The organism is Patescibacteria group bacterium, from assembly GCA_041671645.1.
Classification (GTDB): Bacteria; Patescibacteriota; UBA1384; order XYA2-FULL-43-10; family 1-14-0-10-43-13; genus JBAZBD01.
This window is the reverse complement of the sequence record JBAZBD010000001.1, coordinates 483,152-502,588: the sequence shown is the minus strand read 5'-3', so window position 1 is coordinate 502,588 and position 19,437 is coordinate 483,152. Positions and strand designations below refer to the sequence as shown.

Genomic DNA, 19,437 nt, shown 5'->3' with positions numbered 1-19,437 from the left:
TACCACTACTGGATAATTTTGTCAAGTGTTTACACTCAAATTGGACAAAAGTTTCGCTACATCGTCATAGGATTCGATCGATACTGCCTCCTTCCGCAAGTCCTTTGCGCCTGGAAAACCCTTCAAATAGAACAATAAGTGCTTACGAAATTCGACTATTCCGTGCTCACCTTTTCGCTCAAATGACAATTTAGCGTGTCTGAGAGCTATCTTTTTCAACATTTCTGGCGTAATTTCGTCGTTAGAAAAAATCCAAGGCTTCCCTATCGCCGCACGGCCGATAGAATATCCGTCCAAAATAACGCCGTCTGTCATCCCGTACTGTAAGCTTGAGATACGGGATCTCGACATTGAATCAAGGTCTCCGTTCCCAATGACAACGCATTTATCGCCCACTATTTTCTTGACCTCAAAAATATTATCCCATCTGGCCCTGCCCTTGAATCCGTCTTTGTACGTGCGGCCGTGGATCATGATGGCGCTAATTCCAGCCTTGACCAATTCCGGCGCGAATTCGAGTATTTGATCGTCATCGCCCCAGCCAAGTCTAGTCTTGACCGATACCGGCAGGTCAGTATTTTCCTTGACCGCTCGGACAATTTCACAAGCCAAGGTTGGATTTTTGAGCAATGCAGCGCCATGGTCGCTGCCGACAACTTTGCGCGCTGGGCAACCCATATTAATATCAATCCCATCAGGCTTGAGGTTTTCGCTAATCCACTTGGCGGCAAAGGCAAACTTCTCTGGGAATTTACCAAAAAGCTGGATGATGATCGGTCTCTCTTCTTGGGCGAATTTCAGCATCTGCAAAGTTTCATCTTTGCCCTTAGTTGATTGCCACTCGCCTTTTTCATCCTTGAACCAGTGTTTGGCTGTGTGGAAAATAGCATCGGCCGAAATCAATTCCGTCATTACCAAATCAGCGCCCAGCTCACGACAGAGCTGGCGAAAGGCCGAATCAGTATATCCCGCCATCGGCGCCAATATTTTGATCGGCTTATCCAATTTTTGCCAAATATTTTGCATCGTGTATTTTTGTGCTATAGTTTGCTCACTTCGTCGGCAGGATTGACCCGCGTCGTGCGGCTATTCACCCTCAGCGCCAATCGTCTACGAGATAGACAGATGGTTCGGCCACGGCCGTTGTTCAGAAGCCTGAGTGCCTTCAATGGCGAAGTGAAAGAGCCTGGCCCCATGGTAAGGATATTAAATCCATGGGGTCATTACTTTTTTATAATCTTATATTCATTATTTGGGAAATCTTCGATCTGCCAGCCTGCCTCGATAATTTGATCCCTTAGCTCATCTGATTTGGCGAAATCCTTGGCTTCACGTGCCGTCTTTCGTTCCTCGGCAATCTTAATCACCTCTGCTGGTATTTCGAAAGTTTGATTTTCTAATAGGCCAAGACCGAAAACCTTGTCCATTTCGGCGATTGTTGCGTTTTTGTCTGCTTGAGAAACATTTTCGTCTCGCATCAGCTCCCAAAGAATTGCAAGCGCTTCTGGGGTATTTAAATCGTTAGAGATTTTTTCGTTAAATCGATCTAGGTATTTTTTGTCTCTCTGCCCCTCCGCCTCTCCGCCACTGATTTGCGAAGCAACTCTATTCAATCGCTCTCTCGCGTTTTTTGCCGCTTCCAAACCTTCCCAGGTGAAATTCAATTTGGAACGATAGTGAGCGGCAAGCACAAAATAACGGAAATCTAACGGGGAAAAACCTTTTGCCACAATATTGTCTAGCGTATAGAAATTATTCAAGCTCTTGCTCATCTTCCTGCCGTCGACCATCAGATGCTCGTTGTGAACCCAGAAATTGACGAACTTCTTGCCTGTCTTGGCCTCCGACTGCGCAATTTCATTTTCATGATGAGGAAAGATCAAATCAACTCCGCCAGCGTGGATATCTATTGTGTTGCCCAATACGTCCCCTGCCATGACCGAGCACTCCAGGTGCCAACCTGGGCGACCTTTGCCGAGACTTGTTTCCCAAAATATTTCGCCGTCCTTCTCGCTCCAAGCCTTCCAAAGCACGAAGTCAGCCGGATTTTCCTTGTCGTAATCATCCTGCGCTACCCGAGCACCACTTTTGATTCCCTCTTTGTCCAGCTTTGACAATTGACCATAGTTTTTGAATTTATCAATTGAAAAATAGACAGAGCCATCATCAGCCTTGTAGGCATAACCATTCGAAATTAAAGACTCGACAAAGACTACCATCTTGTCTATATACTCAGTCGCCCTAGTCACGATACTTGGCTTTATGATATTTAGCTCTTTTTCGTCTTGCCAGACTCGGTCTTCATATAGCTTTATTAGCTTCGAGAAGGCCTCTTTCTCGCCCTCCGATCGCTTGATTGTCTTGTCATCAATGTCGGTCAAGTTCATCGCGTGTACTACATTGTAGCCCTCTGCGGCCAAAGCCCGCTTCAAGAGGTCATAGGTCAATAGAGCACGCAAATTGCCAATATGAGCCACATCGTATACGGTCGGCCCACAGGTGTAGAGTGTCACCTTTTCTGGATCGATCGGTTTGAACTCTTCACTCTTGCTTGAAAGTGTATTAAATAGCTTCATAATGTAGCCTTTCTATGATTTCTGTTTCCTACTATTAAAGATAGCACAATTTCCCCTCTTATCAATAACAAAAGCCTCCGTCTCCGGAGGCTAGTCTTTGTATATTTTAGATTGCGCTGAACCCTTCTTCGCTTTCATCTCCCCAAGTTGCAATAGTCGGATCTTCGTCTAGTTCACTCATACCCTGTGTTTTTGGAGAAAATTCGTCGTCCTCAGTATCTTTTTCGATCTCGTCGATAGCCATGAGCGGAATCCCGCACTCTGGGCACGTGATTGCTTCGTTCCTCTCTATCCCACAATAATTTGGACAATAATAGGTGCTTTCCTTCCTCATGCTCCCTCTTTTTTGTTTTAATTTTCTGATACCTGAGATGGATTGTAGCTATGGGCTGGAAGAAAAGTCAATAATAGTTATCCACCATAGAGAATTTCTAATTCCTAATTACTAATTTCTAATCAAATACTAATTTTATAATTCTTAGTTTTTAACATTAGAATCTATTTAAGTTTAGAAATTTGGATTTAGGATTTATTTAGATCAATTAGAAATTAGAAATTAATAATTTCGCTCGAAGAGCGGTTAGTAGTCTCGTCTGCCTTCGATTGATCGCTTCAAGGTGACTTCGTCTGCGTACTCTAGATCTCCTCCCACTGGCAGGCCACGAGCAATGCGGGTGATTCTAAGGTTGTCTAAATTTAACTGATTGATTCTGTCCTTAATATAGGCCGCTGTCGCTTCTCCTTCGAGATTTGGATTCGTAGCCAATACAATCTCTTCGACCGCTCCGTTTTTGATACGTTCGATCAGCTGAGCGATTCTCAAGTCATCTGGACCAACTCCGTTGATCGGCGAGACCACGCCGCCCAAAACATGATAAACACCCTCAAAGGGAAGAGATTTCTCTAGCGCTATCACATCTAGCGGCTCTTCGACCACCATGATAATATTCTTGTTTCGTCGGTCGTTGTCGCAAATCAGGCAAATTTCTTCCTCCGCGATGTTGAAACACTCTTTGCAATATTGAAGATTATTGGCCAGGCCGAGAACAGAGGAACCAAGATTTTCGATATCCGACTTTGGCTTGGTCAACAAATAAAAGGCCAGTCGCGCCGCCGTTTTCGGGCCTACGCCGGGCAATTTGCTAAATTCATCAATTAAATTTTGAACAGATTTTGGCAACATAGTTAAACTTCAACTTTCCATTCTTCCCTGATTCTAGGTTTAAGATTATTGATAAAAGCATTATCTGCGGTCTTCAAATATTTTACCAATTGCACAAATAGTTTCTCGTACATGATTTTCGACTCAGGCAACTTTAAGATTTCTCTGCCGATGGCTGGGATTTTGCTAATTCCAATATTTATTTCCTTTGATCTCTCATCCCCAATCCCAATCTGCCAACGCGATACGGTCAGGAAATCGAGCTTGTCTGCATCTTTCAGAATGATAGCTTCCAGCGAGGCTGGCTTCGTCGTGCTCGAGTTGCTATGGCTCTCAATCATGGCGCAGATTTTGGCTACATCACCTGGATCTATTCCAATACTCCCAAGGGACTCCCCTGCCATTTCCGCACTCTTTTGGGCATGGCCGTCATCGAGAAAGACTCGGCCGACATCATGCCACCAAACGGCAATTTCCAAGATATCACGATCTGCTTCAGGGTAAGAAACTGCAAGATCCATCGCATAAGCAAAGGTCTGCTCCATGTGCGGCACACTGTGCATTGGGTCGTCGATTTTCACTATCCACTCTTTCGCCTTTTGCAAAGCGACTATTTTTTGCTCTGGTGTAATCATGTGCCAAAAATTATTCAGCTCCCTCAATTACGGTTTCTGTCGTTTCTGATTCTTTTTTGACTTTTTCTTCCTTTGGCTGAGTTGGATTGTCCCAAGTCGCATATTTGCAATCTGGATATTTGGAGCAACCCCAGAAGGTTCGCCTTTTCTTGGTTGTTCGCGCGATCAGTTCGCCCTTTTCGCATTCAGGGCATTTGACCCCGGTCTTACCGACGACTGCCAAGGTATTTTTGCATTTTGGATAATTTTCGCAGGCCAAGAATTTGCCGAATCTTCCCTCTTTCATAATCATCTTGCCGCCACACTTCTCGCATTTCTGTTCCTCCGCCTCTTTCACACTTTCGACATCACCGTCGCTACCGACAACTTGCAAATTTTTATTCTCTGCTTTGGTTTCAAGGGGCTTGGAATATTTGCACTTTGGATAGCCAGAACAAGCGACAAATTTGCCAAACCGGCCGTGACGGATCACGAGCGGTGCGCCACATTCGGGACATTTCTCCCCGGTTTCTTCGACCGGCATGATCTCGCTTTTCTCTAGTTCCTTGTTCTTCACCGTAAGATTAGCGGCAAATGGCTTGTAGAAATCATCGATCACCTTATGCCATTCAAGCTTCCCCTCGGCAATTTCATCGAATTCGTCTTCCATATCAGCCGTAAATTTGTAGTCCACTATCTCAGCGAAATGCTTGACCAGCAGATCCGAAACAATCGTGCCAATCTCGGTCGGCGAAAATTTCTTTTCGAGCAGCTCGACGTAACCGCGATTCTTGATCGTTTCAAGTGTTGGCGCATAGGTAGAAGGTCGGCCGATGCCCAAACTCTCAAGCTTCTTGACTAGCATTGCCTCAGTGTAACGTTTTGGCGGCTCAGTAAATTTCTGATCCTTGATCATCTGGATAAATTTCAGCATCTCGCCCATGACAAGAGCTGGGATTTTGCTAATTGCTTCCTCGGTTTCTTCGTCTTTGCCCTCAAGATATACGGTCATGAAGCCGTCAAATTTGATAATTTCACCTTTGGTCTGAAAAATATATTTGTTTGATACTGCCGATATTCTGGCCGAGATCACATCAAAGAGGGCGTCTGTCATTTGGGTCGCAACCGTTCTCTTCCAAATCAATTCATACAATTTCTGAGCTCTGCGATCATTGCTGACGTTGGAATTTTCAAAATGGGTTGGGCGAATCGCTTCGTGCGCCTCCTGAGCATGTTTGGCCTTGGTGGCGAAGACTCTGCCGCCCTTAGCCAAATACTTCTCGCCATAATCCTTGACGATCAATTTCTGAATTGCAGAGATTGATTCAGCAGACAGATTCATCGAGTCAGTACGCATATATGTGATGTGGCCATCTTCGTAGAGCATTTGAGCCATCATCATCGTTTGTTTTGGCGAGAAGCCGAGTTTTCTGGCCGCTTCCATCTGAAGAGTTGAGGTAGTGAAAGGTGCGGCAGGCTTGCGATATGAGTCCTCATGTTTAACTTCGATGACCTCATATTCGGCATCGGTCAAGTCTTTTTCGATCTTGTCCGCCTCTGCCTTTGTCTTGATCGACATTTTGCCAATAGCCTTCTTGTCCATCTCGACGAGATAGGCGGAAAATGTTTCCTTTTTATCTTTTTTGGACAGGTCAACGCCGAGCAGCCAATACTCTTCGGGCTTAAACGCTTCGATTTCTTTTTCGCGCTCAACTACCAGACGGACCGCTACCGATTGAACACGACCAGCAGACAGGCCCTTCTTTACCTTTTTCCAGAGCAATGGGCTCAATTTATAACCGACCAAGCGGTCAAGAACTCGGCGTGCTTGCTGTGCATCTACTAAATTAATATCGAGATCTCGTGGATTCGCTACCGCTTTTTCGATCGCAGATTTGGTAATTTCATGAAAAGTAATTCGATTGATTTTGTCTTTTTTCTTGTTCAGGCCCAGTGCAAAAGTCAGATGCCAAGATATCGCTTCTCCTTCTCGGTCCAAGTCAGTTGCGAGATAGACTTTGTCGGCGCCGCTGAGAGCTGATTTTAAGGCCGCAAGCGCTTTCTTGGCTTTTGGCAATATCGCATACTCTGGCTCGTAATTCTTGGCCACATCGACTCCGAGAGATTTTTCTGGCAAATCACGGACATGACCATAAGAGGCCAGGACTTTGTAATCCTTGCCCAAATATTTCTCGATTGTCTTGGCTTTGGCTGGAGACTCTACGATGACTAAATTCATAATTCCTTCAGTTAATTTTGTTTTTATTTTGCTATGGTTAAGTTACCAGAAGAAATTGGTTTATTCAAATCAATATTACTTTATACTTTATAACTTTCCGCTTTTAACTTATTTTATATCTTCCCCCACCAATATTTTTGACCATGCCCTTTAGCTCCATCATCGTCAGTACAGAATTGAGCTCTATCACATTTAGTTTTGAGGCTTTGATTATTTCATCGCCAGACCGCTCCCCCGATCTCAAAATTTCATATATCTTCTTTTCATTTTCATTTTCAGGCAGAATCTCTCTCGCCTTCTCGGCGCTTTTCTTCTCCTCGATGTCCAAGACGGACAAGACATCACTTGCACAGGTCACGGGAATAGCGCCCTGTTTGATTAATTTATTGGTTCCCTCCGACATCGGCGAGTCGATTCCTCCTGGCACGGCAAAAACCTCACGATTATAGTCAAGCGCTAGACCGGCAGTAATCAAAGAGCCAGAATCCAACGCCGCTTCGACAACCAGAGTGCCCAGGCTTAGTCCAGCGATAATTCTATTTCTGATCGGAAAATTATAATTTGTCGGTGGCGTGCCAATCGGAAATTCAGAGATTATTGCACCGCCTCTCTCGATCATCGCTTTGCCAAGATTGTGATTTGACACAGGGTAAATCCGATCCAGACCGCAGCCAAGGACGCCAACCGTCATACCATTTGCGTCGAGCGCTGCTTGATGCGCGATTGCATCAATCCCGAGAGCTAGGCCAGAGATTATTGTGAGACCACTTTCTGCCAATGACTTTGTTAGCTTGTAAGCTACGCTCGAGCCATAATCGGTATACTTTCGGCTTCCAACTACTCCGAGGCCCGGTCTTTTGAGCGCTTCCGGGCTTCCTCTCATATATAGTATGACTGGCGCATCAGGAATTTCCTTAAGTAATGTCGGATATTCTTTGTCAAAAATGGTGACATAGCCAACATCATACTTTTTAATCTTTTCGAATTCCAACTCCGGCTGGTAGTCTGCGCGTGCTTGAAACAGAAGTTCCAACAGCTTTGGCTCGATCTTTCGGCTTAGTTCATTTTTGGATAAGGTCCAAAGCTGTTCGGGGTTGCTGACAGCAAAAATCAGCTTCTTGAGAGTTTGGCTCCCAATTTTGGGGTGAGCATTGAGCGCAAGAATAATTTTGTGATCAAAATTAGCCATTAAGCTAATTCTAACAGATTTCCCTCTTTCAGCCTATCAACGGCTAGTTTCAATAGTTTCGAGTAGAGCATCAATCCTACCGCCTCCATACTGCCATGCTGTTCCTTGCCCAAGATATTCCCGCCTCCCCTAATTTCCAAATCGGATAATGCAATTTCGAACCCCGTACCGAGCTCAGTATTGTGAGACAGAGCTTCAAGTCGCTTGACCGCATTATTTGTCATTTTCTTATTTTTGTAAGTGAAAAGTGCGTATGATTGTCGAGTGCTTCGACCGATCCTTCCACGTATTTGATAAAGTTGAGATAGACCAAATCGGTCTGATTCCTCAACAATCAAAGTATTGACGTTAGGCAGATCAATACCGCTTTCAATGATCGTGGAGCAGACCAAAATATCTATTTTCCCTTCCGTAAAATCGATCATCCTTTTGGCCAAAAGACGCTCCGGCATCTGCCCGTGCGCGATCTCTATATTTAGAGATGGGTAAAGTTTCGACAACATTCGCTTGGTCCCGCCGATTGACTGGACTCGATTATGCAAGAAGTAAATCTGCCCTTTTCTCTCAATTTCACGATCAATGTATGTCTTGATTGTGGTTTCATAATACTTTGCTATCTCTGTTTCTACGCTTCTTCTTCCCTCCGGAATCGAGGATATTTGAGATATACTTCTGACTCCAGACAGGGCCATATACATCGTCCTTGGGATCGGTGTGGCAGTCAGAGTCAAGCAATCTATGTTTGAGCGATAATCCTTGAGCTTCTCCTTATCCTTGACTCCAAATTTTTGCTCCTCATCAATCACCAAGAGCCCCAAATTTTTAAACTTGATTTCAGACCTAATAAGCTTGTGAGTACTAACTACAATATCCACGCTACCGTCGGCCAAACCTTTGACCGTCTCTTTGCTCTGTTCGTCAGAGACAAAACGGCTCAAATGACCTACCCGGATTGGAGTATGAGCGAGTCTGCGAACGAAATTTATGTAATGTTGTTCTGCCAATATCGTTGTAGGTACTAGCATGGCAACCTGATAACCATTTGCTACCGCTTGGACCGCCGCTCTAAGAGCTACCTCAGTCTTGCCGAAGCCAACGTCGCCACAAATCAATCTGTCCGAAGGCACATCAGCAGAGAGGTCGGCATATACACTTTCAATAGCATTCATTTGGTCGACGGTTTCAGTGAAATCGAAGGTTTTACGAGCCAGGGTATCCCATTCCGTATTGATTATCATTTTCTTCTTCTCAGCAATTTGCCTTTTGGCATAAACTGTCAGCAATTCTCTGGCTAGGAGCAATGCGTTTTCGTAGGTTCTCTTATATGTATTCTTCCAGGCGACGCTACCGAGTCTGTTCAATTTCGGTTTTCGCTGTCCCACACCGATATAGCGCGACAATTTATCTATCTGATTTTCAGGCACACGTAATACTTCTTCATTTAGATAAATAAAATTTATGTATTTTACTTGTTCGCCATCTGGCAAGAGCAATGTCTCAATGTTGCGAAACTGGCCAATGCCATAATCTTCATGGACTGCATAACTTTCGGGTGACAATATGCTTCCATCTGATAACTTGACGATATTTTTTTCAATTACTAAGCTGCCAAAAAACTTTTCCTGCTTGCCATCGCGAAGTATATACATGGCATCAACCTCATCGCCAAAGAATTCGACGAGGTAAATATCTTTATCGTTAACAGGAAAAATTTTGATTACTCCTCCTGAGATCCCGAAGTAACCGCTTTTGATTTCGTCCTGTTCTCTTTCATATCCAAAATCAAGTAGAGAAGAAATCAGCTCCCTGAAAGGATATTTGTTATGACTTTGTATGATTATTCTGTTCAATGTTGACATTTTGACTTCATTTTGGCTATCATGAATAAGTAAGATCAATACCGGCGAAGATTGGAAAAGTGTTGCCCCTCCTTTCGCTTTCTCTGGTCAACGTCAGTACATCTCTACAAAAAGAATCCCCGATCCGCCAGCTGGCGGAGGGGGTTCTTTTGTTTTATCATATTATGTATGAAGTTAAAAGAAGTTTATTTCTCTACTTCAACGCCCATGCTTCGAGCTGTACCGGCGATGATCTTCTTGGCCGCTTCGATGTCATTTGCGTTTAGATCTGACATTTTTGTGTTTGCGATTTCTTCGAGCTGAGCTTGAGTAATCTTGCCAACCTTATTTTTCTTGGAGTTGTCGCTGCCCTTAGCGGCCTTAACGGCTTTCATAACCAATACGGCTGCGGGTGGCTGCTTCAGAATGAAGGTATAAGTTCTATCTTCATAAACCGTAATCTCTACAGGAATGATGAAGTCGCCCTTTTCCCTAGTAGCCTCGTTGAACTTGGTGCAGAATTCCATGATATTCAAACCATGCTGACCAAGTGCTGGGCCGACTGGAGGTGCAGGATTTGCTTTACCTGCTGGACATTGTAATTTGATAACTGCTTTTATTGCTTTTGCCATGATTTTGCTTTGGAGGGTCTAAAGTAGAAGCGTCTTTGAACCTCGAATCCTATATTATTATATTTTCACAACTTGTAAAAAGTCTAGATTTACTGGGGTCTCGCGACCAAACATATTAACCAAGACCTTGATCTTGCCTTTGTTCTGGTCAATTTCTTCAATCTTACCTTCGAAACCCTTGAGAGCTCCATCGGTAATTTTGACCAAATCATTAACTCGGAAATCAATCTGATATTTTGGCTCTTCGACGCCCATTCTCTTCTTGATGCGATCAATTTCTTCCTTTGACATTGGGGTAGGACGAACACCGAAACCAATAAAGCCAGTAACATTCGGCGTATTTCGGACGACATACCAAGAGTCATCAGTAACAATCATATCAACAAGGACATAACCAGGGAAAATCTTCTTTTCGACAGTTTTGCGCTTACCGTTTTTGATTTCAATCTGTTTTTCTTTTGGCACGATAACATCGAAGATCTTATCTTCCATGTTCATGGATTCGATTCTCTGTTTCAAAGAATCGGCAACTTGCTCCTCATATCCAGAATAGGTATGAATCACATACCAGTTGCGTTCACCAGTCTGCTTCAAGGTCAAAAACTGCTTTGATTCAGCAGATTCGTCAACTTTGATTTCTTCTTCGAGTTCTTGTTTTGGTTCTTTTGGTGCCATGTTATTTTTTATTCTCAATAATAAATTGCACTAATTTCGTTAGACCGAAGTCGATGCTTGCCGTGATGGCTACAGCCAAACTCGCGGATACTAATACGATGATTGTATGGTTTATGACCTCTTTACGAGTAGGCCAGCTTACTTTCTTAAGTTCTAGATACACCCCTTTGAAGTAATTTGTAATGCTATTCATATTAGCTATTAATTGTTATAACCTTGATCCGGGTATAATCCTGCTTGTGACCCAGCGTTTTTTTGACGCGAGCCTTGGCTTTAAATTTCATAGCGGTCAATTTCTTGCCACGAGCAAGACCGATAATCTCGGCTTTTACTGAAGCACCCTTTACATTCGGCTCTCCAACTAGAATTTCTTTTTCGGTGCTGACCAATAAAACGTCGTCAAAAACAATATCCTTCTCGCTAGTTTCAATCAGAGCGATATTATATTCTTTGTTCTCCTCGAATTTGTACTGGTTTCCATTGTACGAAATAACTGCAAACATTTGTATACTCCTAACTTAAAAAAGACCGGAGGTCTAATTACAGTAATAATATCACACGCTCATATTTTGTCAATACTTGCCGATCAAAACGATTTCCTCTGGCGATGGATATGAATACTCTGGACCAGACCAATCACAAATAGAGAGACAAAAAGTGAAGTTCCGCCATAACTCATAAGTGGTAGCGGGATGCCGGTGACTGGAAGTAGGCCGATATTCATGCCTACGCTGATTAAAACTTGGTAGAAAAACATGCTAACTGCGCCAACTACGATCAGAAGGCCAAAATTATCTCTGGCGGACTGTCCAATTTGTATAAGACGATACAAGAAAAAACAATATAAAAATAGGAAAAAACCACTCCCCAAGAAGCCAAACGATTCAGCAATCCCAGAAAAAATAAAATCAGTATGAGATTCAGGCAGGAAGCGAAGCTGACTCTGAGAACCCTTGCCCAATCCCCTGCCAAACATTCCGCCAGAGCCCACTGTGATTTGAGCCTGCTTTACATTGTAGCCCTCTTTTGTGGGCGCCAAACTAGGATCCAAGAAAACCGCGATGCGGTGTCTCTGATAATCCCTAAGCATCCGATCGAAGGGCTTAACTTTCATATACGCGCCAAACCCGATCGAGAGTACTACAACAACCGTAAGAACCAGGGTGAGGATCTGCGCACGTGTCGGTTTCGACATAATCAGCATGGTCAGATACATTAAGATTACGATCAGTCCCGTACCGAAGTCTGGTTCGAGCAATATCAAAATGAGAGGCAACGCCACGATCAAAAAAGATGTGAATATATCGCTCCAACTAATTTTCCCGATTTTTCGTGAGAAAAATGAGGCCAAAACAATAATCAAAAATACTTTTGCCACCTCGGAAGGCTGAAGTTGGAAAAAACCAAGGTCAATCCAGTTCATGGCTCCGTTCACAGTTTTGCCCACAAATTCGACAATTATGAGCAATAGAATCGATATAATATAGAGGATCGCCGAAACGCCCCGAAACTGACGGTAATCGACAAAGCATACGCCGACCATCGCTACGATGCCGACCAAGCCAACCATGGCCTGCTTCGACCAGAGGGATTCATTATTCGTTCCCATCACAAGGCTATATATAATTGCAATGCTAACAGCCAAGAAGACAATAGGTATAATAAATATCGCAATATCAATTGTTTTGAGTTTAGACACTATAGATATTATTTAAACTATTAATTTGTTTTCGAGACATTTATCCATATACTCGCGCCATCAATCAACAAGTCTTCCGAATATCCGCTATCACTCCGGTTAGATTTAATTGATACGGCCAGCACTTCACGGGAGATCAGGTCATGAAATTTTTCGAAGGTTTCGAGAAGCTCCTCAGAATCAGTGTCATATAGCACTTCGATACGGTTCTCGACCTCAAATCCAGCGTTTTTTCGCAAAGCCTGAATACTTCTGACTAGCTCTCTCGCCAATCCTTCCAATTTGAGTTCAGGGGTGATATTGATATCTAATTCAGTCCCGCCAGAATCCTTGGCGATAACTTTTTTAACATTTACCTCTTCTAGGATAATCTCAGCAAACTCAGGTCTCAATGTAACTGCAGTTGAGATAGAATTTAACGGTTGACGAACTTTGATCTTGGCTTCAGCGCGTTTTGACAAGCCCTCTTCTACAATATTTCTTGCTTCTGACATTTCATCCAATATTTTCTGGTCAAACTTTGATTGATTTGGGAAATCCGTCAGGTGAACCGACTCTGGATCGCTTTCGTCTCGCAACCCTTGGTAGACAGTCTCAGCAAACATTGGAGCCATAGGAGCCAAAATCTTGGTTAGCGAAATCAAAACGTAATACAAAGTGTGATAAGCGCTCTCCTTGTCTGAATCACTCTCGCTTTTCCAAAATCTCCTGCGAGAACGTCGGACATACCAGGTTGAAAGCTCACCAACAAAATCGATGATCTGATTGCTCGGCTTGTAGGGATCAAACTTATCGAGTCCTTCGCTGACCTGGTTGATCAACTCCTGTAGTTTTGCCAAGATCCACTCGTCGAGTACACTTTCAACCTCAACCATCGGACTTTTGACTTTCGACTTTTGAGTTTCGACCTTATCCGGTTTCCATCCATCAATTGAGGCGTATGTCATGAAAAACGAATAGACATTCCAAAGTGTCATGAAAAGATTGCGAGAGACAGAGATAACTTCTTTGTCATTAAATAATTTTGGCTCGCCCGGCTGGTTGGTCGAGTAAAAGAAGTAGCGGATCACGTCTGCACCATACTTTCCAAAGGCTTCAGATGGCTCAATAATATTGCCCTTTGACTTCGACATTTTCTTGCCATGAGCGTCTAAAACATGGCCAGTAGAGATCACATTCTTGTAGGAAGAAGTATTGCTAGTGATGGTGGATAGGGCTAACAGTGTGTAGAACCAACCTCTCGTTTGGTCGACAGCTTCGCAGATAAAGTCTGCTGGGAACTGGCTTTTTTGCAACTCGACATTCTCAAAAGGAACATGATATTGAGCATATGGCATAGCGCCAGAGTCAAGCCAAACATCCATAACTTCCGGCGTTCGCTTCATCTTGCCGCCACATTCACAATCAAATATTACTCCGTCAATTTCTGGCTTGTGTGGCTCAACATTCTTGATTTCTTCGAGAGAAGTAACGACCTTATACTTCTGGCATTTATCACACTCCCAGATGGGCAATGGAGTTCCCCAATATCGGTCTCTAGAAATCGCCCAGTCCTGAATATTCTCTAGCCAATTCCCGAATCTGCCATTTTTCAAATATCCTGGATTCCAATTGATATCTTCATTGTTTTTCAAAAGCTCTTCGCGAACCTTGCTCATCGCGATATACCAAGAATCCCTGGCCATATAAATAAGTGGAGAATCACAGCGCCAACAGAATGGATAATCGTGTTTGACTGATTCTACTTTGAATAATATGTCCCTCGCTCGTAAATCTTCTTTGACATCATTATCGGCATCTTTCACAAATTTGCCCTTGCCTGCACCAGCCATCTCAGTACCTTTCTCGTCCACCGTCTTCAAAACCTTAATTCGGTTTTGCTGAAACCCATAGATATAATCATCAGCACCAAAAGCAGGCGCTATATGAACTATTCCTGTACCATCATGGTCAGAAACATAATCGGCAGTGATCAACTGATAAGCCCGCTCGCCCGCCTCACTATATCCTTCACCATCCGCATAAATTGCCTCGTAATCAGGCTCCTCGCCACAATTATATCGCTCGATAATAGCCTCTCCGTCCAGGCCCTTCTCTACAATTTCAGCCTCTGCGCCGAGAACAGCTTCCACGCGATTGAGAGCAATAATATATTCCTCATTGTTTAATTTTGCCCGAGCATACTCAACGTTTGGGCTAAAAGCCAAAGCGGCGTTGCCAGCGAGCGTCCAAGGCGTAGTAGTCCAGACCAGGAAAAATACATCTTCTTTCTTCGACTTTATCTTGACGTATACGGATTCTTCCTTGATATTCTGATATCCCTGAGCTACTTCATGAGAAGAAAGCGCAGTTCCACAACGAGGGCAATATGGCACAACCTTGTGGCCCTTATACAATAGACCTTTTTTGTCGATTTCTCCGATCAAGCTCCAGACGCTTTCGATATATTTTGGTTCATAGGTAATGTACGGATCTTCCATATCTACCCAATAAGCCATTCTCTCAGTCAATTTTTCCCACTCCTCTTTGTACTTCCAGACTGATTCGCGACATAGTTTGTTGAACTTCTCAACTGAAGCCCTTTTGTCTCCCGACACAATATCTTCAATTTGTCCCTTGCCAGAAATCCCCAATTCCTTCTCGACTTGAAGCTCTACTGGCAGACCATGAGTGTCCCAGCCAGCTTTGCGTTTGACATTAAATCCTTTCATCGTTTTGTATCGAGCGAAGAGATCTTTGAACGATCTGGCGAGTACGTGGTGGATGCCAGGCTTACCATTGGCAGTGGGCGGACCCTCGAAAAAGACAAAATTGCCTTCTGGTGAATCCTTTTCCAGGGTTTGTTTGAAAATATTATTTTCACGCCAAAATTTAAGAATGTTTTCTTCTTCAAGTGGCAGATTTAATCTAGAATCGATCTTTTTGAAACTCATAGAAACCTCATTTTCAGAAAATAATTATACTACAAGACAACAATATCAAAAAACTGACCGTTTGTTAACCAAGCACACGATCAAACTATCAAATATCTACTTCGATCAATTTATTTCTCGAGGTATGGCCGCTTTTGATCCCTATCAGGCTCGGCGCCACTTCGAAATATTTGGCCAGGATTTTGATCACGGCTCGATTCGCCTCACCGTCGACGGGTTTGCCCCGGACCCAAACCTTGAGACTTCCGTCGATTGAAATCTGGATCTGTTCAGCCTTTGCTCCCGGCACTACTTTTACGTTTACCAATTTCATTTTTGTTCGAAAAGTGTCCCGACTAGTCGGGACACTTTCTCTTGTTTCTTTTATTAATTGCCTCTGAGCAATCCACCCCACTCTACGACCGTGAAGCCCTTACGTTCAATAGACTTAAGTTTCTGCTCTGGCAAGCTAATCGGCGCGTTCAATCCTTCAAAATCAAGGAAGATACGAATTACACTGTCAGGCTTGGGAGAAACTGTCAGAGGAGCCAATCTATCCATTTGACTTGTGCCAAACCAGGAGAGTCGAGTATAGGGGGTAGCAGGCATCTTGGGCAGCCAATACTCCATAAAGTCGGCGCTTTCCTGACTGTTTAATCCGAGCTTAGCTAAGTGTGCTTTTAATGTATTCGCGATGTCGGCTTTCTTAACCACAAAACCGGATGAGATTTGTGGGTATTCTCCCTTGCCAATCCCCTCCCAGAATAGATTTGGGTAAACAACATTATTCAAGGTAAGCTTCCCCGATGGATCGGCCAAAACGTTCCAGCCTTTTCCATACGCTGGCTCACTTTTGGTAATCTTAGCTCCGACGTTTACAGAAACTTGGGTAGTTTTGGTTGGATAAAGGTATACGACTGGCTTGCCACATTCGCCAAGCGGCGCAAATTCCTGTTTGAAGAATGTCTCGTAATCAGAGAATGGATTTTTCCAGATGAAAACTGGATTTTTGGCCAGGAATGCCTCTTTGGTGATCGTATTGGCAGCATCTCGACCGTTTGAATATGTCGTATAGGCCTGCGTCAAAGCCAGATCGTCGTTACTCGAAAAGTAATAAATCCTGCTGCCGTTGTCAGCAACACCAGCATCTTTCAGACGAGTGGTGATATTTGAAACGTCGCTCAGGATTGATACCCCCGATCCGGAGCCACAATGGGATGCAATAATCGAAGCAAAGTACTTTTCAGTATTCTTGGCTAATCCTGTGAAAGTGACCAGGGCCACGCTATCGTCGGTCATTAAGTTATCAGACAAACGATATTCTATAACCAACCCATCAGCATGTTTCAAGTAGTAAGTAATATATTGTGCTGATGTCTCAGCAGTTGCGGCTGTTGGTTGAGTGGCAACGCGAAATATTTCGCCATAACTTGTCGTGGCGATCTTTGTAGGAGATACAAGCGAAGAGTACCAAGTCTCTGTCCAAGCTCTCTTCAGGACTACATTTTTCTCAGTTGCGATTTGGTCGGGAGAACTGATGGAAGCATAGCTCGTAGTAGAATCGATATTTACTACAGTCGCAATATATTTAGAGACGCTCAGAGAATCCGAGTCTGATGAATGTTTTGTGAGATAATTATACACTCCATCTGCACCTTTCTTGAAATGATAGTAGCAAAGGCCGCCAGGACCACATGCTACCTCGCCAACAATTAATGATCCACCAGCTGAAAATGTGGCAACCTGATAATAGGCGACATCACTCGGTTCGAAATCGCCACCAGATTTAAACAATTTCAAATCAGCCAATTTGGTTGGTGTCTGCCATGTCACCCCGGCGTCAACAATTGGCACAATTTCTGTACTGGTTGTGGCTGGTGTTGTCGGCGTAACGTCAGTGACTTCAGAGGTAGCAGCGGGTGTTTCAGTTGATGAGGTAGTCGAGACGACAGGTGCATCTTTCTTGATCCAATCCGAGATAGACCCGCGAAAAGCGTATGCAGATCCGCCTAGCGCGATAACAGCTACGCCGACAATAGACCAGAGCATCCACTTCTTGCGCTTTATGCCTGAGCCTTTCATCGGGCTCGGCACTTTTATTTCAATAGGATCTTCCATCTTCCTCCTTAGATATTTCGTTTATATACTTATTTCTATTTTATCATAATTCAAGCCCTGATTGGCCACTGGCAGATTTAGATAGCCTCGCATTTTGGTAATAAAATCTGTTTTTTCCTGACCAGTCAAAAGCTCAGGTTTGAGCTTGTTTTGAACTGTCGGAAGCAATACTAGACTTAAATTGTCACCTTTAAACTCGCCTGCAATTATCAGTCCGTGCTGGGTGGGAGCAGAAAATGTTTGGTCAAAAAGTAAATTACCAAGTGAGTAGAATATGGGCTTCCCCTTGTATATCTCCGCGTCCTGGATCACATGGGGATGGCTACCGATCACAATATCGGCGCCCGCGTCAATCCAAGCGTAGGCAAGTTTGGCTTGGGCAATAGAATGAATCGGCTCATATTCTGTGCCCCAATGCGGGAAAACCAAAACCTTATTGCCTTTGGCTTTTTCTGCCTGAATAACTTCGGTTAAATTTTTCGAGACTTCCAACGATTCAATCGTAATCACTGATATCTTTTTGCCTGGCAAGCCAAACTCAGCTACTGAAGTTTCGTCGAAAGTATTTTGACTCCCAATTGGCCTAATCCCCGCTTCGTTAAGCACTTTGATTGTATTTTCAAAGCCAGATTTCCCATGGTTTAGCGCGTGATTGTTGGCCAGGCTCAGAGCGTTAAAATGAAGCCCCAAAAGAACATCAGTCGTTTTGGGCGGGAAATTAAACACCAGGCTGTCTCTCGTCCCGTCAGCAGGAATCGGAGTAGCACTAATTGGACCTTCAAGATTTGCAATCGCAAGATCAGTGCCCCAAAATGTTCTGTCGCCAAGGTTACTGAAAATATCGAATATCTTGTCGCCGCGGAAGGTATAATCAACCAAGCGATCGAACATCATGTCGCCACCGATCGTGAAACTAACTGAATCCTCGATCTTTTTGTTGGCAATCCCCTGCTCATACCAACCAAAGACGTAGGATGTTGACTCTACGTCACGGTCCGAAGCAATCACACCAGAATTTGTATTTTCGACTAGATTGAATTTCTTCGCGTTTTTGCCTTCGGCCCACTTCATACCGAGATATAGGCTCTCGACTGAGTCAACCTCTGATTTCAAGATCGAACTTTCGTCGAGATTATTGAGCGCGCGGATGGTAAAATCATCGTGAATTTGCGCCAGAGAGGCAGGTTGGTAATGAGAAAAATCAACAGAATCGACCAAAAGACAATTATTGATACAAGCTTCGTTCAAGCCGACCAGCAAATTGTCCAAGATAACCTTTTCGGTTTTTGGCTTGATAATTATCGGCACAATTTCTGAATCAGGAAAATTCAAGTAGATATCAGGCAAAATATTGGCAATCCCATGCTCGCCAGCAAAAGCTGTTTCCTGAACTGCGACTAAATTCTTCTTGACCAACGAAGCAATTATCGCCGAGTCTGGCCGTAGCTTTCCACTGGCCAGATTCCAGGTTTTGTCTGTCGTCAAAATGTCATAACTTCCAGTATCAAAATGGTTGGTCGAGACCAATATGATAGTGTCGGGGTAATCAGTATAATTCATGGCCAGTTCGAACAGCTTGGCTCGCTTTTCTGCGACCAAATCATGGTGCGGGACGATGAGAGTAGATATTTTCGCACTGACAGTGTCGGCGCTGAGATCAATCAGATTGGACGAATTTGTATTGAGAGAGATAGTCGGTTTGCGATAAATCGAGATCAAAAAAAATCCACCGACCATCAGACAAAAGACTAATATATACAGCGGATATTTTGTTTTTAACATC

At 43.7% G+C, this 19,437-nt stretch carries 16 protein-coding genes; all 16 read right to left on the bottom strand.

Features of this window, described 5'->3' with window-relative positions:
• Nucleotides 1–21 precede the first annotated feature (21 nt).
• Complete coding sequence (locus tag WC227_02605) at nucleotides 22–1,026, bottom strand: tRNA-dihydrouridine synthase family protein (GenBank protein MFA6963581.1); 1,005 nt, start codon at nucleotides 1,024–1,026, stop codon at nucleotides 22–24.
• Between the two features lie 197 nt (nucleotides 1,027–1,223).
• Entirely contained in the window at nucleotides 1,224–2,576 is a 1,353-nt protein-coding gene (gene cysS, locus WC227_02600; protein ID MFA6963580.1) for a cysteine--tRNA ligase, read from the bottom strand.
• A gap of 106 nt (nucleotides 2,577–2,682) precedes the next feature.
• Complete coding sequence (locus tag WC227_02595) at nucleotides 2,683–2,910, bottom strand: hypothetical protein (GenBank protein MFA6963579.1); 228 nt, start codon at nucleotides 2,908–2,910, stop codon at nucleotides 2,683–2,685.
• Between the two features lie 246 nt (nucleotides 2,911–3,156).
• A complete protein-coding gene (gene recR, locus WC227_02590) occupies nucleotides 3,157–3,759 on the bottom strand; it encodes a recombination mediator RecR (GenBank protein ID MFA6963578.1) in 603 nt (200 codons plus the stop codon).
• Nucleotides 3,760–3,761: 2 nt separating this feature from the next.
• A complete protein-coding gene (locus WC227_02585) occupies nucleotides 3,762–4,373 on the bottom strand; it encodes an HD domain-containing protein (GenBank protein ID MFA6963577.1) in 612 nt (203 codons plus the stop codon).
• A gap of 10 nt (nucleotides 4,374–4,383) precedes the next feature.
• Nucleotides 4,384–6,591: a type I DNA topoisomerase gene (topA, locus tag WC227_02580; GenBank protein MFA6963576.1), complete on the bottom strand. Its 2,208-nt coding sequence runs from the start codon at nucleotides 6,589–6,591 to the stop codon at nucleotides 4,384–4,386.
• 103 nt (nucleotides 6,592–6,694) lie between these two features.
• Complete coding sequence (dprA, locus tag WC227_02575; protein ID MFA6963575.1) at nucleotides 6,695–7,780, bottom strand: DNA-processing protein DprA; 1,086 nt, start codon at nucleotides 7,778–7,780, stop codon at nucleotides 6,695–6,697.
• The gene (locus WC227_02570) at nucleotides 7,780–9,639 is read right to left on the bottom strand and encodes a DEAD/DEAH box helicase (protein ID MFA6963574.1); all 1,860 of its coding nucleotides are present in this window, start codon (nucleotides 9,637–9,639) and stop codon (nucleotides 7,780–7,782) included. The genes dprA and WC227_02570 overlap by 1 nt, the downstream gene beginning before the upstream one ends.
• Before the next feature lie 185 nt (nucleotides 9,640–9,824).
• Complete coding sequence (rplK, locus tag WC227_02565) at nucleotides 9,825–10,250, bottom strand: 50S ribosomal protein L11 (GenBank protein MFA6963573.1); 426 nt, start codon at nucleotides 10,248–10,250, stop codon at nucleotides 9,825–9,827.
• A gap of 57 nt (nucleotides 10,251–10,307) precedes the next feature.
• Complete coding sequence (nusG, locus tag WC227_02560) at nucleotides 10,308–10,925, bottom strand: transcription termination/antitermination protein NusG (GenBank protein MFA6963572.1); 618 nt, start codon at nucleotides 10,923–10,925, stop codon at nucleotides 10,308–10,310.
• A gap of 194 nt (nucleotides 10,926–11,119) precedes the next feature.
• Nucleotides 11,120–11,428: a 50S ribosomal protein L21 gene (gene rplU / locus WC227_02555; GenBank protein ID MFA6963571.1), complete on the bottom strand. Its 309-nt coding sequence runs from the start codon at nucleotides 11,426–11,428 to the stop codon at nucleotides 11,120–11,122.
• Nucleotides 11,429–11,511: 83 nt separating this feature from the next.
• Nucleotides 11,512–12,624 (bottom strand): rod shape-determining protein RodA, encoded by a 1,113-nt coding sequence (gene rodA / locus WC227_02550; protein ID MFA6963570.1) that lies wholly within the window; start codon nucleotides 12,622–12,624, stop codon nucleotides 11,512–11,514.
• A gap of 20 nt (nucleotides 12,625–12,644) precedes the next feature.
• Entirely contained in the window at nucleotides 12,645–15,557 is a 2,913-nt protein-coding gene (gene ileS, locus WC227_02545; GenBank protein MFA6963569.1) for an isoleucine--tRNA ligase, read from the bottom strand.
• An 88-nt stretch (nucleotides 15,558–15,645) separates the two neighbouring features.
• Nucleotides 15,646–15,870 (bottom strand): DUF167 domain-containing protein, encoded by a 225-nt coding sequence (locus tag WC227_02540; protein MFA6963568.1) that lies wholly within the window; start codon nucleotides 15,868–15,870, stop codon nucleotides 15,646–15,648.
• 53 nt (nucleotides 15,871–15,923) lie between these two features.
• Nucleotides 15,924–17,654: a hypothetical protein gene (locus tag WC227_02535; GenBank protein ID MFA6963567.1), complete on the bottom strand. Its 1,731-nt coding sequence runs from the start codon at nucleotides 17,652–17,654 to the stop codon at nucleotides 15,924–15,926.
• Nucleotides 17,655–17,675: 21 nt separating this feature from the next.
• On the bottom strand, nucleotides 17,676–19,436 hold the full coding sequence (amrB, locus tag WC227_02530) for an AmmeMemoRadiSam system protein B (protein ID MFA6963566.1): 1,761 nt from the start codon (nucleotides 19,434–19,436) through the stop codon (nucleotides 17,676–17,678).
• Nucleotide 19,437: the final 1 nt, after the last annotated feature.